The following is a 16,540-nucleotide window of genomic DNA, read 5'->3' on the forward strand; positions in this document are numbered from 1 at the left end:
CTTACGCCAGAATCCGCTGCATCACTGGTTTTCACTGGACTTGAGCGGCAACGCGATGAAATCACTCTTCCTGGCTTTGGCACTGATCAGCACCGTCGCGCATGCGACCGAAGACACCGAACCCAACCCCTGCGACGAAGTTGAAAACGACGTCCAGACCCTGGCCTGCTCGACCTACGGCAAAACCGCCGCCGAACAATTGCTGGGCGAAAACCTGCAAAGCCTCAACGAGCGCCTGCAAACCCGCTACGCCAACGACAAGGCCCAGCTCAACGACATCACCACCAAGGTCAAGGCCGCCCAACAACTGTGGCAAAAACAGCGCGAGGCCGACTGCGCCATCGCCGCCTTCCCGGCCAAACCCGGCAGCGAAGCCTACAAAATCGCCGAAAACGACTGCATGGCCCAGGTGAGCGATGATCGGTCGGAGTTTTTGGAGTCGATTGGGCAGGAGTGATGCTTCAGAAGCCGTTTAGCGCGGTAAGCTGCTTGCATCATTGGTAAAGGGATTCACATGAAAACGTGCGGCATCGAAATCAAAGGCAGCGAAGCAATCATCGCCGTTGCCTCGCTGGATCAACAGGTGCTGAGCCATGTCGCGCTGAACACCAAGAAAATCGCCCTGGACGACGATGACGAAGCCGCCAACGTCAAGGCCTTCGCCGCCCAGGTGCGGGCGTTTGTGGTTGAGAATGGCATCGAACGCATCGCCATCAAGAGGCGCAGCAAGAAAGGCGAGTTCGCCGGTGGGCCGACGACGTTCAAGATCGAAGGGGTCTTCCAGTTGCTGGACGGTTGCGAGGTGACGCTGCTGTCGCCGCAGACCATCAATGCGCAGAGCAAGAAACATGACTTCGCCCTGCCGGCGACGCTGAACAAGTATCAGCATGAGGCGTACAAGGCGGCGTGTTCGGCGTTGATGAAGAAATAGACCTTTTACAGCCGAACACAATACCTGTGGCGAGGGAGCTTGCTCCCGCTCGGCTCTGTAGGAGCTGGCGAAGCCTGCGATCTTTTGATCTTTCACTTGGGACTCAAGTGTCTGGGGAAAGATCGCAGCCTCGCTTCGCTCGACAGCTCCTACAAGACGCCACCCAGCGAGAGCAAGCTCCCTCGCCACAGGATGTATTCCCAGGTTCAATGTTGCTTGCGATACCCCTTCAACCAATCCGCAAACGCCTTGTCCTCCAGCGCATAACCACCCCGGTTGGACTTCCACACCAATTCCTTTTCACGCAGCGCGTCGATGCAGGCTTGGATGGTCTGGGTACCGGGCACGACTTCGCTTCCCATAGCCCTCAGCGCCTTGCCCACCGCCTCCAGCGTTGAATCGGTGAAGGGCGCGAAGGGCTCGTTGTTTTGCGAGCGCTCGGCCATGACCTGCAGCACCGCGCGTTGCGGCACCGTCAGGGCGTTCCAGGCGCTCTCGAACTCGGTCCAGACGCCAGCGCGCAGCATTTCGGCGCTGCTGCGCAGCAACTCACCCAAATGGCTTGCCTCACCCAGTTCCAGGGCAATTTCGCCGATGACGCTGCGCAACATCTCCGGACGGCGCCCCACCAACTCAAACGCCTGGTCGAGGTCATCGGCATTGAACTGGTTGGTCTGGGCCAGGTGTGCGTTCAAATGAGCGGTGTAGGCTTGGGTGAAAGCTTTGCCCAGCAAAGGGAACGGCGTGATGCTGGACCCGTAGAACGGTTGGTTGCGGCTCAATACCAAGTGCGCGAGCTTGTCGCGATTGGAGCCGGTGAACACCAGCCGCAGGCCGCTGGCATCGCCCACACGTCCCTGGTTGAGCTGGTCACGGGCAGCCTTGAGGGCGAACATCGCGTTGACCCCGGCCTCGGTGGTCAAGGCATGCTGGGCTTCGTCGATCACCAGCACCACGGTTTTATCCGCGGCACGGTGCAACAGCTCCAGCGCCTGGGTCAGCGTCGCCCCTTCGGGCAGTTGCGGCTGGCTGAAATCCCAGGACAACGTGCGCAAGAAGCTGAGTTTGTCGATGCCCATGGATTTGGCGAGCTTGCGGATGCCCTTTTCATAAGGCACCAGTGCCCCGGCGATGGCCGAGGCGATCAGCTCGGCAGGGTCCTTCTCCTTGTTGGCCCAAAGGTCGACGTAGACCGCGAGCCAACCACGGGTTTCGCATTCAGGTATCAAGTCTTCGCGCAGGAAAGTACTTTTTCCGGTGCGTCTCGGAGCGGCCAGGAACAGGCCTGAGGTGTAATCCTGGATCCCGGCGCCGGCCAGCCCATCGACAATATTGCGGGCCAGATCGGGGCGCCGGAAAACAAAACCGGGGTGCTTGGACATGGTTTTATACTCAATTATGGCGACAGGTATAATTTATAGTCGCGAGTATAATTGAGTATAAAAGCCTGTCAAACCAGCTCCCGCCCATCCCCCTGCCGCCGCCGATCCTCCCGCGGGCAGCGCTCGAACCGTGCCCGATAGCTGCGGGTGAAGTACGACGGCGACTCAAAACCGCAGGCGATGCTTACTTCCAGCACGCTCATGTCGGTCTGGCGCAGCAGTTGCCGGGCCTTTTCCAGGCGCAGGCGCAGGTAGAAGTTGCTCGGGGTATCGTTCAGGTGCAGGCGGAACAGGCGTTCGAGCTGGCGACGGGTGACGTTGATCGATTCGGCCAGCGCCAAGGTGCTCAGGGGCGGTTCGCTGTGGGTTTCCATCTCGCCGATGACGTGCACCAGCTTCTTGTTGCGAATGCCATAGCGATTGGCGATTTCCATGCGCTGGTGATCTTTGCGCGGGCGGATGCGGCCGAGCACGAACTGCTCGCTGACCTGGATCGCCAGCTCCGAACCGTAGGCCTGGCCGATCAGGTCCAACATCAGGTCGATGGAAGCAGTGCCGCCCGCGCAAGTGATGCGACGACGGTCGATCTCGAACAGTTCCTGGGTCACGCTGAGTTGCGGATAAGACTCCTTGAACGCCTCGATCGCTTCCCAATGCAAGGTCACGCGGTGCCCTTCCAATAGCCCCGCCTCGGCCAACACCACACTGCCGGTGTCGATACCGCCCAAGGTCACGCCTTCGTTGTCCAGCCGATGCAGCCAGCGCTCCAGTGCCGGGGTGGCGAATTTCAGCGGCTCGAACCCCGCCACCACCCAGAGGGTCGTGCCCTTCTTCAGCGGCTCCAGTGCGGCATCGGCGTTGACCGACATGCCATTGCTCGCCAGCACCGGCCCGCCATCGACACTCAGCACATGCCAGCGGTAAAGCTCGCCCCGAAAACGATTGGCAACCCGCAACGGCTCGATGGCCGAAATGAAACCGATGGCCGAAAAACCCGGCATCAACAAAAAGTAGAAATCCTGGGACATGGAGCGCACTCGGTTGGCGGGTTGCGTGCGGACCTTGATACGCCAGTTGCAACGCCCATTCAAGAGTCGCTGCAGTGCAAGAGCACGTCGCCGCTGTGCGTTTTGCCAGGCGCCGGGCTGCGTAACTTGGCATCACCGGTACGCAGATGCCGGACCCCATAACAATAAGCTGCCGAGGAACCCGACATGAAACGACTGATCAGCTCCTGTGTACTTGCACTTTGCGGCACCACTTTGCTCAATGGCGCCGCCATGGCTGCCGAGCCCGCCGCGTGCCAGAACGTGCGCCTGGGCGTGGTCAACTGGACCGACGTCATCGCCACCAGCGCCCTGACCCAAGTGATGCTCGACGGCCTCGGCTACAAGACCAAGCAAACCAGCGCCTCCCAGCAAATCATCTTCGCCGGCATCCGCGACCAGCGCCTGGATCTGTTCCTGGGCTATTGGAACCCGTTGATGACCCAGACCATCACCCCGTTCGTCGAGGCCAAACAGGTCAAGGTGCTGGAACAGCCGAGCCTCAAGGACGCCCGCGCCACCCTGGCCGTGCCAACCTACCTGGCCGACAAGGGCCTGAAGACCTTCGCCGACATCGCCAAATTCGAAAAAGAGCTGGGCGGCAAGATCTACGGCATCGAGCCCGGCTCCGGCGCCAATACCCAGATCAAGGCGATGATCGCCAAGAACCAGTTCGGCCTGGGCAAATTCCAACTGGTGGAGTCCAGCGAAGCCGGCATGCTCGCCGCCGTGGACCGCGCCGTGCGGCGCAAGGAAGCCGTGGTGTTCTTCGGCTGGGCGCCGCACCCGATGAACGTCAACGTGCAAATGACCTACCTCACCGGCAGCGACGACGCCCTCGGCCCGAACGAAGGCATGGCCACCGTGTGGACCGTCACCGCGCCGGACTACGCCCAACAATGCCCGAACGTCGGTCGCTTGCTGAGCAACCTGACGTTCAGCGCCGAGGATGAGAGCCGGATGATGCAGCCGTTGCTCGATCACAAGGACCCGCTCGAATCGGCCCGGCAATGGCTCAAGGATCATCCGCAAGACAAGCAGCGCTGGCTCGAAGGCGTCACCACCTTCGACGGCAAGCCCGCCGCCGACAACCTGAAACTGACCAGTAACTGAACAACCGTTATCCATCTGCGCAGCACTTGTGGCCTGTACGGTTAATTCGAGCACTCAAATTCGAGTGTCAGGACTTGCCAGGCAAGGCGCCATGACGAGTCGTAGCCCGCTACGGCGAGGAATGGCAACGCAGTCTGGCAAGTTCTGGCGCCGAAGTTGAGTGCTCGAATTAGCCACACAGGCCACTAACTGCGCAGTGACTTACCACGCCTGAAGGAATCCGCACCATGAACCACGACGTCATCATCACCTGCGCACTCACCGGTGCTGGCGACACGACCGCCAAGAGCCCTCACGTACCGGTCACCCCGAAACAGATCGCCGCCGCTGCCATCGAGGCGGCGAAGGCCGGGGCCACGGTGGTCCATTGCCACGTCCGCGACCCGCAGACCGGCAAGTTCAGCCGCGACGTGGCGCTGTACCGCGAAGTGATGGAGCGCATCCGTGAGGCGGACGTGGACATCATCGTCAACCTCACCGCCGGCATGGGCGGCGACCTGGAGATCGGTGCGGGCGAACGGCCGATGGAGTTCGGTCCCAACACCGACCTGGTCGGTCCGCTGACCCGCCTGGCCCACGTCGAAGAGCTGTTGCCGGAAATCTGCACGCTGGATTGCGGCACCCTGAACTTCGGCGACGGCGACACCATTTACGTCTCCACCCCGGCGCAACTGCGGGCCGGCGCCAAGCGCATCACTGAGCTGGGGGTCAAGGCCGAGCTGGAGATCTTCGACACCGGTCACCTGTGGTTCGCCAAGCAACTGATCAAGGAAGGCCTGCTGGACAACCCGCTGTTCCAACTCTGCCTGGGCATCCCGTGGGGCGCACCGGCCGACACCACCACCATGAAAGCCATGGTCGACAACCTGCCGGCGGATGCGGTGTGGGCCGGCTTCGGCATCGGCCGCATGCAAATGCCGATGGCCGCCCAGGCGGTGCTGTTGGGGGGCAACGTGCGGGTCGGGCTGGAAGACAACCTCTGGCTGGACAAAGGCGTACTCGCTACCAACGGTCAGTTGGTGGAGCGGGCTGGCGAAATCCTCAGCCGCCTCGGTGCGCGGGTGCTCACCCCGGCTGAAGGTCGCAAGAAAATGGGCCTGGTCCAGCGCGGCTAAACCGACATCCACCTTCCCCTATTGGGGGGCACAACCTGTGGGAGCAAGGCTTGCCCGCGATAACGGTATGTCAGTCGACATCCCCGTTGAATCTACTGCCGCCATCGCGGGCAAGCCTTGCTCCCACAGGAGATCACCGAACTATTTTTTCAGGAAATCACCATGAGTTTTATCACCGACATCAAGACCTTCGCCGCCCTGGGCAGCGGTGTGATCGGCAGCGGCTGGGTCAGCCGGGCCCTGGCCCATGGCCTGGACGTCGTCGCCTGGGACCCGGCGCCGGGTGCCGAGGCAGCGTTGCGCAAACGTGTCGCCAACGCCTGGGGTGCCCTGGAGAAACAAGGCCTGGCACCCGGCGCTTCGCAGGATCGGCTGCGCTTTGTCGCGACCATCGAGGAGTGTGTGCGCGACGCCGACTTCATCCAGGAAAGCGCCCCCGAGCGCCTGGAACTGAAACTCGAATTGCACGGCCAGATCAGCGCCGCTGCCAAGCCGAACGCGTTGATCGGTTCCAGTACCTCGGGGCTGCTGCCGAGCGAATTCTACGAAGGCGCCACCCATCCGGAGCGCTGCGTGGTCGGGCACCCGTTCAACCCGGTCTACCTGTTGCCGCTGGTGGAAGTGGTCGGCGGCAAAGACACCGCGCCCGAAGCCGTGCAGGCAGCGATGCAGGTGTACGAATCCCTCGGCATGCGGCCGCTGCACGTACGCAAGGAAGTGCCCGGCTTCATTGCCGACCGCCTGCTCGAAGCGCTGTGGCGCGAAGCCCTGCACCTGGTCAACGACGGGGTGGCGACCACCGGGGAAATCGACGATGCGATCCGCTTTGGCGCCGGCTTGCGCTGGTCGTTCATGGGCACGTTCCTGACCTACACCCTGGCCGGCGGCGATGCCGGGATGCGGCACTTCATGGCCCAGTTCGGCCCGGCGCTGCAACTGCCGTGGACCTACCTGCCAGCGCCAGAGCTGACCGAAAAGCTGATCGACGATGTGGTGGACGGCACGAGCGCGCAATTGGGCAGCCACAGCATTTCGGCCCTGGAACGCTATCGTGATGATTGCCTGCTGGCGGTGCTGGAGGCGGTGAAGACCACCAAGGCCAAGCACGGCATGGCCTTTAACGAGTAAACACCGCCCCTGTGGCGAGGGAGCTTGCTCCCGCTCGGCCGCGAAGCGGTCGTAAAACCAGTGAATGCCATTTGACTGATACACCGCATACCACCGGTTTTGGGACTGCTTCGCAGTCCAGCGGGAGCAAGCTCCCTCGCCACAATTGTGTACGTCAGCTACGACCTGTGGAGTCCAGTATGCCCACCCTAACCACCTACCAAACCCGCATCCTCCCCGAATGGGTCGATTACAACGGCCACCTGCGCGATGCCTTCTACCTGCTGATCTTCAGCTACGCCACCGACGCGCTGATGGACCGGCTCGGCCTGGACAGCCAGAACCGCGAAGCCAGCGGCCACTCGTTGTTCACCCTCGAACTGCACCTGAACTACCTGCACGAAGTGAAGCTCGACGCCCAGGTCGAGGTGCACACGCACATCATCGGCCACGACGCCAAACGCCTGCACCTCTATCACAGCCTGCACCTGGTAGGCGGTGATAAAGAGCTGGCCGGCAATGAACAGATGCTACTGCACGTCGACCTGGCCGGCCCGCGCTCGGTGCCGTTCACCGAACAGGCCCTGGGCCGGCTCAGCGCCCTGCTCGACGAACAATCCGACCTGCCGCCGCCGCTGTACATCGGCCGGATCATCGCCCTGCCTCTGCCCCGATAAGCCGCGAACAGGAGATCGCCATGAACACCGCCGCCTTTGCCGACTTCCGCCGTTACCCCCTGATCTCCCCATTGACCGCCGCCACACCGTTGGTCGACCGGATCCAAGTGACGTGGGCCGATGGCCGGGCCAGCCCCTTTCATCACCCGTGGTTGCGGGACAACTGCCCTTGCCCTCAATGCGTCTACAGCGTCACCCGCGAGCAGGTGCTGGAAATCGTCGACGTCCCTGAAGACATTGCCCCCGGCGCAACCTACCTCGACGACGAAGGTTGCCTGTGCGTGGACTGGCAGGACGGTCACCGGAGCCGTTTCGACCCAGGCTGGTTGCGCGCCCACGCCTACGATGATCAGTCTCGAGCCGAGCGCCTGGCGAACAAGCCCCGGCGCCAACTGTGGCGACGCGACCTGCAATTGCCAGTGTTCGACTACCCGGCGCTGATGGCCGATGCCGATGCGTTGTTGCAATGGTTGCTGGCGGTGCGCGACATCGGCCTGACCCAGGTGCGCGGCGTACCCACCGAACCCGGTTCGCTGGAACGGGTTGCCCAGCGCATTTCCTTCATTCGCGAGAGCAACTTCGGCGTGCTGTTCAACGTGCAGTCCAAAGCCGATGCCGACAGTAACGCCTACACCGCTTTCAACCTGCCGTTGCACAGTGATTTGCCGACCCGGGAATTGCAGCCGGGGCTGCAATTCCTGCATTGCCTGGTGAATGACGCCGACGGCGGCGAGAGCATTTTTGTCGACGGGTTTGCCATTGCCCAAGCGCTGCGCCAGGAAGACCCCGAGGCCTTCGACGCGCTGTGCCGGATCCCGGTGGAGTTTCGCAACAAGGACCGTCGCAGCGACTACCGCTGCCTGGCGCCCATCATCGCGCTGGACGCCCTCGACCAGGTTTCGGAAATCCGCATGGCGAACTTCCTGCGTGGGCCGTTCGACACCTCGGTCGAGCAGATGCCCAGGCTTTACCGCGCCTACCGCCGCTTCATTGCCCTGACCCGCGAGCCACAATTTCGCCTGGTACAGCGTCTCGAACCCGGCCAGCTCTGGTGCTTCGACAACCGCCGCACCCTCCACGCCCGCAATGCCTTCGACCCGGCCTCCGGGGCCCGGCATTTCCAGGGGTGCTATGTGGATCGGGATGAGTTGTTGTCGCGGATTCTGGTGTTGCAGCGCTAGACCGCGTCATCGTTCATCACGAGCAAGCTCGCTCCCACATTAGATTTTGTGAACGACACAGAACCCCTGTGGGAGCGAGCTTGCTCGCGATGACAATCCACCAGACACCCAAGCTTTCCCTGATTCACAGGCAAAAAAATCCCCGATCAAGCCGTGACAGGATCGGGGCAGGTTGCGTTACTGGAGGAGCTGTCGCGCGAGGGTGACCAAACCATCGTGATTCAGCTTGAGGTCAGTGTGCCCAGTCCAGCCCCGTGCAAGTTAGCCGAAAACGACGCCTCCATAGTCATTCATGACATTGCGACCATTTGCCCTTGCCGCCGCTTCGGGTGGCTACCAGAATCGAGACACGACCCCAATCCCTGAACAAGGAAAAGCGTCATGATGTACGCCGATTTGATCGACCAGGAAGACCTGCTGGGCCATCTCAAGGCCCTGGGCCTGCAAATACCCAGTGGCTCCACCGCCGAGCAGGCGTGCGAGTGCGCCGTGCGGGGGCTGGACACCGTCCGTGCCAATGATTTGCGGCGGATGGTCAAGGAGATGTACACCAGCAGCGCCACTATCCTGCCGGCCGTGCGCCAGGCGATTGATAAGCAGCTGTTGCCGGCGTTGATGCAATACCAGCAGAACCATAGCGCCTGACAGAACCAATGGTTCCCACAGGATTTGTGTCGTTCACGAAACCTGTGGGAGCGAGCTTGCTCGCGATGGCGGCCTGACTGAGTACATATCCGTTGCTGCGGTAACGGCGGCTTATGGTTCCGCTCTTACAGCGGGTCACTTTCGAAAAGCGCGAAAGTAACCAAAGCGCTTCTGCCCCACCACTCGGTGCCTCGCCTAGGCTCGGCATGCCCGAACGCAGGCATTGCTCCGTGGGCCCGCCGCGAAGGGCCATCCATGGCCCAGCGCGGCTAACCCGGCATCCATGCCGGGTTGCCCACTCCACAATGCCTGCGTTCGGCCAGCGTGGTTAACGGGGCGCCGAGATCAACGTCCACCGCGAGGCGGCCTAGTAGCCGACCTAGCTCTCCCCGTCGTACACCCATCAGATCTGTTTGAGCAGGACCTGTGGGAGCAAAGCTTGCTCGCGAGGCGGCCTGACAGCCGGCCTGTCTCTCCATCCAACTGTGGGAGCGAGCTTGCTCGCGATGAAGGCGCTACGGTCTCAGAGTCTCACACTGGCAAACGTCGACTCATTACGCGCCTGGCTCAGCGCCGACAGCGGGCCGGACAATGGCGACAGCACCAGCGCCTGCGGCAGCGGCATCATCGCCACCTGTTGTGTGGTGTTGGAGCCGACGCGTTCGTCACGCGGCGGAATGCCGAAGTATTCGCGGTAGCACTTGGAGAAGTGCGGGGTGGAGACGAAGCCGCACACCGAGGCCACTTCGATGATCGACATCGGCGTCTGCTTGAGCAGTTGCCGTGCACGGATCAACCGCAGCTTGAGGTAATAGCGCGACGGCGAGCAGTGCAGGTACTTCTGGAACAACCGCTCCAGCTGACGCCGGGACACGGCGACGTACACCGCCAGTTCGTCCAGGTCGATCGGTTCTTCGAGGTTGGCCTCCATCAGCGCGACGATTTCCTGCAACTTCGGCTGGTTGGTGCCGAGCATGTGCTTGAGCGGCACACGCTGGTGATCCTGTTCGTTGCGGATACGCTCGTAGACAAACATTTCCGAGATCGCTGCCGACAGTTCACGACCGTGATCGCGGCTGATCAGGTGCAGCATCATGTCCAGCGGCGCGGTGCCGCCGGAGCTGGTGAAGCGGTTACGGTCGAGGGTGAACAAGCGGGTACTCATCGATACCCGCGGGAAAGCTTCCTGCATTGCCGCCAGGCATTCCCAGTGCACGCTGCAATCGAAGCCGTCCAGCAGGCCGGCGCAGGCCAGGGCCCAACTGCCGGTACAAACCGCGCCGAGGCGACGGGATTGGCGGGCCTGGCTCTGCAGCCACGACACGTGTTCGCGGGTCACGGTACGCTGGATGCCGATGCCGCCACAGACGATGACAGTATCCAGGGCCGGCGCCTTGTGCATGGAGGCGTCGGGGGTGATCTGCAAGCCGTCGCTGGCCCAGACCTGGCCGCCATCGACCGTAAGGGTGGTCCAGCGATACAGCTCGCGACCGGACAGTTGGTTGGCCATGCGTAGCGGTTCCACCGCGGACGCCAGGGAAATCAGCGTGAAATTGTCCAGCAGCAAAAAGCCGATGGATTGAGGCGCACGGTTCTGGGGTTGGGCCCCGGAGTTGGACGTCGTCATCGCGGTATCTCCTCACACAAAGCGGGTGATGGCCTCAGGCGGAGGCTCTTTTTATTGGTTATTGCCCTCGTTCTCACAAAGGAGCTGGGCTTTACAGCAATAGAGCAATTGCCATGCCTAAAATTGAATACGCGTTCAATAAATCCTGAAAACGACATCACGACCTGTCTATATAAGGCGTGCATCGAGTACGGGTTATAAGCGCCATCAATGGCGGCAGGCACCTGTCACAGCGGGCCGTGAGCAGTTCGGTAGCACTTGTGGGAACTGGGCTGCGCCGCTTGCGCAACGAGTATCACCACAGGTGCGGATGACGGACGGTCGAGCGCGATTCAGTGGTTGGCTCGACAACGGGGCTCTTGTCTGTTTGCGACGCGCTAAAAGGTGGCGCGTTTGCAGATTGGTGTTCATTTTGTGAGCGGTTTTCGCTCTTGTGGGTAAAGGGAATCATCTGTGGGAGCAAAGCTTGCTCGCGATGGCTGTATGCCAGTCGACATCCATGTTGAATCTAATGCCGCCATCGCGGGCAAGCCTTACTCCCACAGAGAAATCCCCTTGCTACCAAAGGGGTGCGCAAATGCGACTCAGCACTCCACCGCACTGACCGCCAAGCCGCCGCGCGAGGTCTCTTTGTATTTGTCATGCATGTCGGCACCGGTATCACGCATGGTGCGGATCACCCGGTCCAGGGAGATGAAATGCTGGCCGTCCCCGCGCAGGGCCATTTGGGCAGCATTGATGGCCTTGACTGCGGCGATCGCATTGCGCTCGATGCACGGCACCTGCACCAGGCCGCCCACTGGGTCGCACGTCAGGCCGAGGTTGTGTTCCAGGCCGATTTCCGCCGCGTTGCACAGTTGCTCCGGCGTGGCCCCGAGGATCTCCGCCAGGCCTGCCGCCGCCATGGCGCAGGCCGATCCCACTTCGCCCTGGCAACCGACTTCGGCGCCAGAAATCGATGCGTTCTTCTTGCACAGGATCCCGACGGCCGCCGCACCGAGGAAATAATCCACGACGTTGGCGTCGGTGACCGCTTCGCTGAATTTCATGAAGTAATGCAGTACCGCCGGAATGATCCCCGCCGCGCCATTGGTCGGCGCCGTGACCATGCGCCCGCCGGCGGCGTTCTCTTCGTTGACCGCCAGGGCGAACAGGTTGACCCACTCCATGGCGCTGAGGGTCGAGCCGATGACATTGGGTTTGTTCAGTTCTTGCAGGCTGCGGTGCAACTTGGCCGCCCGCCGACGCACATTCAAACCGCCCGGCAGGATGCCTTCGTGCTTGAGGCCCTGCTCGACGCAATCCTGCATGGCCCGCCAGAGTTTCATCAGGCCGCTGCGGATCTCGTCTTCCGAACGCCAGACCTTTTCGTTGGCCATCATCAACTCGGCCACCCGCAGGTTGTGGCTGCGGCACAACTGGAGCAACTCTTCGGCGCTGGAAAAATCGTAAGGCAGTTCGGTGCGATCCAGGTCCACCACACCGCTGGCGGCCTGGGCCTGGTCGACGACGAAACCACCGCCGACCGAGTAATAGGTGTCACGGTGCAGCTCGCCGTTCGCGGTCTCGGCCACCAGCGTCATGGCGTTGGGGTGGAATGGCAGGTTTTCGTCGATCAGGCGCATGTCCCGGGACCAGATGAACGGTACCGACAGGCGACCGTCGAGCAGCAGGGTCTGGGTTTCGCGCAGTCGCTCGATGCGCACACCAATCTGCGACGGATCGATCGCGTCCGGCCACTCGCCCATCAAGCCCATGATCACCGCGTTATCGCTGCCATGGCCGATGCCAGTGGCTGAAAGCGAACCGTAGAGCTGAACTTCCACCCGCGCGACTTGTTCCAAAAGTCCTCGCTCACGCAAACCTTGCACGAACAATGCGGCGGCCCGCATCGGGCCCACGGTGTGTGAGCTGGACGGGCCGATACCGATTTTGAACAGGTCGAACACGCTGATTGCCATTGCCGAAAACCTCCAGAACAGGCACATCCGGGCGCAGGAGCGTCCGGTGACGGAGCTGCTACGCTCAACGCCGGGATGGCCGCATCATCCGGTTTTTGCCTTGGAGTCCGACGTCTGACACCGACGCAATCATGCCCAGCAACGCCGCCCCGTCCTGGCCCCTGTTTTGCGCCGTTTTTCTGCGTATCAGAGGCCCGTCAGGGGCGGAAAAAATCTGTAAACGACGTCACCGACACTGGATGCGACCCTCCCTGTACTGGATACGACCCACCCTGTAGGCGTCAGATTTGCACTGGTACATGATCGGTTACGGCTCGTTTGCAAGGCCGCGTGTCAGAGAGTGCCCACGCGCCACCAACCGCAACATCCAATAAGCGCGGTTGTCCTGACCGGACACCGCCGATAAAACACCAGGAGTCCACCCATGAAAGGTTCCACATCGTTGTTGTTGGCCGCCATGCTGAGTCTTCCGATGCTGGCCAACGCTGCTGAACCCCAACAGTGCAGCACCGTCAACTTCTCCGATGTCGGCTGGACCGACATCACCGTGACCACCGCCACCACCAGCGTGGTGCTCGACGCCCTCGGCTACAAGACCAAGACCACCATGATTTCCGTGCCGGTGACCTACAAGTCCCTGGCCGACGGCAAGAACATGGACGTGTTCCTCGGCAACTGGATGCCGACCATGGAAAACGACATCAAGGCCTACCGCGAAGCCGGCACCGTGGAAACCCTGCGCACCAACCTCAAGGGCGCCAAGTACACCCTCGCCGTGCCTCAGGCGTTGTATGACAAAGGCCTGCACGACTTCGCCGACATCCCCAAATTCAAGAAAGAGCTGGACGGCAAGATCTACGGGATCGAACCCGGCAACGACGGCAACCGCCTGATCCAGAGCATGATCGAAAAGAACGCCTTCGGCCTGAAGGACGCAGGCTTCAAAGTCGTAGAGTCGAGTGAAGCCGGCATGCTCTCGCAGGTCGACCGCGCCTCCAAGCGTGGCACCGACGTGGTGTTCCTCGGCTGGGCGCCACACCCGATGAACACCCGCTTCAAGATCCAGTACCTGACCGGCGGCGACGACTTCTTCGGCCCCGACTTCGGTGCCGCAACCGTGGCGACCAACACCCGCAAGGGCTACAGCCAGGAATGCAGCAACGTTGGCCAGCTGTTGAAAAACCTGGAGTTCACCGTCGACATGGAAAGCACGCTGATGGGCAACGTGCTCGACGACAAGATGAAGCCAGAGGCTGCCGCCAAGGCCTGGCTGAAGAAAAACCCACAGGTACTCGATACCTGGTTGGCTGGCGTGACCACCATTGACGGTAAACCTGGCCTGGACGCCGTGAAAGCCAAGCTTGCGCAGTAACTGCTTATGTTATGCCGGGCGGGTTCGCTCGCCCGGGCTGTTTATTCCCTTGCATGCGGACGTTCACTACCATGCTCATTGATCAGAAAATACCCTTAGGCCAGTACATTGCCGGCTTCGTCGAATGGTTGACGCAACACGGCGCCAGCACCTTCGACGCAATCGCACTGTTCCTGGAAACGATGATTCACGGCGTGACGTTTGCGCTGACCTGGTTCAATCCCCTGGCCTTGATCGGCCTCATTGCGCTATTGGCGCACTTCATCCAGCGCAAATGGGGCCTGACCGTATTCGTCATTGCGTCCTTCCTGCTGATCCTCAACCTGGGTTACTGGCAAGAGACCATGGAAACCCTCGCCCAGGTGCTGTTCGCGACCCTGGTTTGCGTACTGATCGGCGTGCCGCTGGGCATTGTTGCCGCGCACAAGCCGATGTTCTACACCCTGATGCGTCCGGTACTCGATCTGATGCAGACCGTACCGACCTTCGTCTACCTCATTCCTACCCTGACCCTATTCGGGCTGGGTGTGGTCCCAGGCCTGATCTCCACGGTGGTGTTCGCGATTGCCGCGCCCATCCGCCTGACCTACCTGGGCATCCGCGACGTACCGGACGAACTGATGGACGCCGGCAAAGCCTTCGGCTGCTCCCGTCGCCAGCTCCTGTCGCGCATTGAACTGCCCCATGCGATGCCGAGCATCGCCGCCGGTATCACCCAGTGCATCATGCTGTCGTTGTCGATGGTGGTGATCGCCGCACTGGTGGGCGCCGATGGCCTGGGCAAACCCGTGGTCAACGCACTGAACACCGCCGATATCGCCCTGGGCTTCGAAGCCGGCCTGGCGATCGTCCTGCTGGCAATCATGCTCGACCGAATCTGCAAACAACCCGACGCCAAAGTAGGGGGTGACGCATGAGCATAATCCGCTTCGACCAGGTCGACGTGATCTTCTCCAAGGATCCACGCGAAGCCCTCAAGCTGCTCGACCAAGGCATGACCCGCAACGAAATCCTGAAGAAAACCGGGCAAATCGTCGGCGTGGAAAAAGCCAGCCTGGACATCGAGAAAGGCGAAATCTGTGTCTTGATGGGCCTGTCCGGCTCCGGCAAATCCAGCCTGTTGCGCTGCATCAATGGCTTGAACACCGTCAGCCGCGGCAAGCTGTTCGTCGAACACGAAGGCCGGCAGATCGACATCGCCTCCTGCACCCCCGCCGAACTGAAGATGATGCGCACCCAGCGCATCGCCATGGTGTTCCAGAAGTTCGCCCTGATGCCTTGGCTGACGGTGCGCGAGAACATCAGCTTCGGCCTGGAAATGCAGGGCCGTCCTGAGAAAGAACGCCGCAAGCTGGTGGATGAGAAGCTGGAGCTGGTGGGCCTGACCCAATGGCGCAACAAGAAGCCCGACGAATTGTCCGGCGGCATGCAGCAACGGGTCGGCCTGGCTCGCGCCCTGGCGATGGACGCCGACATCCTGCTGATGGACGAACCCTTCTCGGCCCTCGACCCGCTGATCCGCCAGGGCCTGCAGGACGAACTGCTGGAGCTGCAACGCAAGCTGAGCAAGACCATCGTGTTCGTCAGCCACGACCTCGACGAAGCCCTGAAGCTGGGCAGCCGTATCGCGATCATGAAAGACGGCCGGATCATCCAGTACAGCAAGCCGGAAGAAATCGTGCTGAACCCGGCGGACGACTACGTGCGCACTTTCGTCGCCCACACCAACCCGCTCAACGTCCTGTGCGGTCGCAGCCTGATGCGCACCCTGGACAACTGCAAGCGCATCAACGGTTCGGTGTGCCTGGACCCGGGCGGCGACTCCTGGCTCGACCTGGCCGAAGGCAACACCATCAAGGGCGCCCGGCAGAACGGCGCGGCGCTGGACCTGCAAAACTGGGTGCCGGGCCAAGCCGTCGAAGAGCTGGGCCGGCGTCCGACCCTGGTGGACTCCAACATCGGCATGCGCGACGCATTGCAGATTCGCTACCAGACCGGCAACAAACTGGTGCTCCACGATAACCAGCAAGTCGTCGGGATCCTGGGCGACAGCGAGCTGTACCACGCACTGCTGGGCAAGAACCTGGGCTAAGCCCACGTCAGCAAAAACGCCGCGAGATGAACGCGGCGTTTTTGTTTGGGCCAATCTCAAGCGCAATGCAGGCCTCTGTGGCCTCTGTGGCCTCTGTGGCCTCTGTGGCCTCTGTGGCCTCTGTGGCCTCTGTGGCGAGGGAGCTCGCTGCATCGCCTCATTTCAACCAATCGACGGGTGGGCAGCCAATCGACGAGTGTTATAAAGACATCCCCAAAAGTCCTCGCCCCGACAAACAGCGACGACTTGTCATAGAACTTATTTTTTGTTGATTGAACGTTCAATCAAAAC

General features: G+C 61.6%; 15 protein-coding genes. 11 read left to right on the plus strand and 4 right to left on the minus strand.

Annotated features, from left to right (window positions below):
* The first annotated feature begins 55 nt into the window (after window positions 1-55).
* Both QMK47_RS27190 and QMK47_RS27195 read left to right on the plus strand, forming a co-directional pair.
* Window positions 56-457, plus strand: a complete 402-nt coding sequence (locus QMK47_RS27190) for a lysozyme inhibitor LprI family protein (protein WP_253470064.1) — start codon at window positions 56-58, stop codon at window positions 455-457.
* 57 nt (window positions 458-514) lie between these two features.
* A complete protein-coding gene (locus QMK47_RS27195) occupies window positions 515-931 on the plus strand; it encodes a DUF3010 family protein (protein ID WP_320389560.1) in 417 nt (138 codons plus the stop codon).
* Between the two features lie 206 nt (window positions 932-1,137).
* On the opposite strand, the gene QMK47_RS27200 is transcribed toward QMK47_RS27195, so the two are convergent.
* Both QMK47_RS27200 and QMK47_RS27205 read right to left on the minus strand, forming a co-directional pair.
* A complete protein-coding gene (locus tag QMK47_RS27200; RefSeq protein WP_320389561.1) occupies window positions 1,138-2,313 on the minus strand; it encodes an AAA family ATPase in 1,176 nt (391 codons plus the stop codon).
* A 68-nt stretch (window positions 2,314-2,381) separates the two neighbouring features.
* Window positions 2,382-3,341, minus strand: a complete 960-nt coding sequence (locus QMK47_RS27205) for a GlxA family transcriptional regulator (RefSeq protein WP_253470070.1) — start codon at window positions 3,339-3,341, stop codon at window positions 2,382-2,384.
* A gap of 186 nt (window positions 3,342-3,527) precedes the next feature.
* On the opposite strand from QMK47_RS27205, the gene QMK47_RS27210 reads away from it, so the two are divergent.
* The 6 genes from QMK47_RS27210 (at window position 3,528) to QMK47_RS27235 (ending at window position 9,197) form a co-directional block, all read left to right on the plus strand.
* Window positions 3,528-4,472 carry a choline ABC transporter substrate-binding protein gene (locus QMK47_RS27210; RefSeq protein WP_013694418.1) on the plus strand — a complete coding sequence of 315 codons (945 nt, stop codon included), beginning with the start codon at window positions 3,528-3,530 and terminating at the stop codon, window positions 4,470-4,472.
* 227 nt (window positions 4,473-4,699) lie between these two features.
* Window positions 4,700-5,587, plus strand: a complete 888-nt coding sequence (locus QMK47_RS27215) for a 3-keto-5-aminohexanoate cleavage protein (RefSeq protein ID WP_214509921.1) — start codon at window positions 4,700-4,702, stop codon at window positions 5,585-5,587.
* A 162-nt stretch (window positions 5,588-5,749) separates the two neighbouring features.
* On the plus strand, window positions 5,750-6,715 hold the full coding sequence (locus QMK47_RS27220; RefSeq protein ID WP_253470072.1) for an L-carnitine dehydrogenase: 966 nt from the start codon (window positions 5,750-5,752) through the stop codon (window positions 6,713-6,715).
* 179 nt (window positions 6,716-6,894) lie between these two features.
* Window positions 6,895-7,371: a thioesterase family protein gene (locus QMK47_RS27225; RefSeq protein ID WP_258689582.1), complete on the plus strand. Its 477-nt coding sequence runs from the start codon at window positions 6,895-6,897 to the stop codon at window positions 7,369-7,371.
* 20 nt (window positions 7,372-7,391) lie between these two features.
* Window positions 7,392-8,552, plus strand: coding sequence for a gamma-butyrobetaine dioxygenase (locus tag QMK47_RS27230; protein WP_320389562.1), 1,161 nt, complete (start codon window positions 7,392-7,394; stop codon window positions 8,550-8,552).
* A gap of 381 nt (window positions 8,553-8,933) precedes the next feature.
* Window positions 8,934-9,197 carry a hypothetical protein gene (locus QMK47_RS27235; protein ID WP_018612353.1) on the plus strand — a complete coding sequence of 88 codons (264 nt, stop codon included), beginning with the start codon at window positions 8,934-8,936 and terminating at the stop codon, window positions 9,195-9,197.
* 523 nt (window positions 9,198-9,720) lie between these two features.
* Here QMK47_RS27235 and QMK47_RS27240 read toward each other — a convergent pair.
* Entirely contained in the window at window positions 9,721-10,824 is a 1,104-nt protein-coding gene (locus QMK47_RS27240) for a GlxA family transcriptional regulator (protein WP_003177576.1), read from the minus strand.
* A 584-nt stretch (window positions 10,825-11,408) separates the two neighbouring features.
* Window positions 11,409-12,785: an L-serine ammonia-lyase gene (locus QMK47_RS27245; protein WP_214509925.1), complete on the minus strand. Its 1,377-nt coding sequence runs from the start codon at window positions 12,783-12,785 to the stop codon at window positions 11,409-11,411.
* Window positions 12,786-13,209: 424 nt separating this feature from the next.
* Here QMK47_RS27245 and QMK47_RS27250 point away from each other — a divergent pair, with 424 nt between their 5' ends.
* The 3 genes from QMK47_RS27250 to choV all read left to right on the plus strand — a co-directional run bounded on the left by QMK47_RS27250 (window position 13,210) and on the right by choV (window position 16,249).
* On the plus strand, window positions 13,210-14,157 hold the full coding sequence (locus QMK47_RS27250) for a choline ABC transporter substrate-binding protein (protein ID WP_214509926.1): 948 nt from the start codon (window positions 13,210-13,212) through the stop codon (window positions 14,155-14,157).
* Between the two features lie 71 nt (window positions 14,158-14,228).
* The gene (gene choW, locus QMK47_RS27255) at window positions 14,229-15,074 is read left to right on the plus strand and encodes a choline ABC transporter permease subunit (RefSeq protein ID WP_003206355.1); all 846 of its coding nucleotides are present in this window, start codon (window positions 14,229-14,231) and stop codon (window positions 15,072-15,074) included.
* Entirely contained in the window at window positions 15,071-16,249 is a 1,179-nt protein-coding gene (gene choV, locus QMK47_RS27260) for a choline ABC transporter ATP-binding protein (RefSeq protein WP_214509927.1), read from the plus strand. Before choW ends, choV begins: the two co-directional genes overlap by 4 nt.
* Window positions 16,250-16,540: the final 291 nt, after the last annotated feature.

This window comes from Pseudomonas sp. P9_35, assembly GCF_034008205.1.
GTDB lineage: Bacteria > Pseudomonadota > Gammaproteobacteria > Pseudomonadales > Pseudomonadaceae > Aquipseudomonas > Aquipseudomonas kilonensis.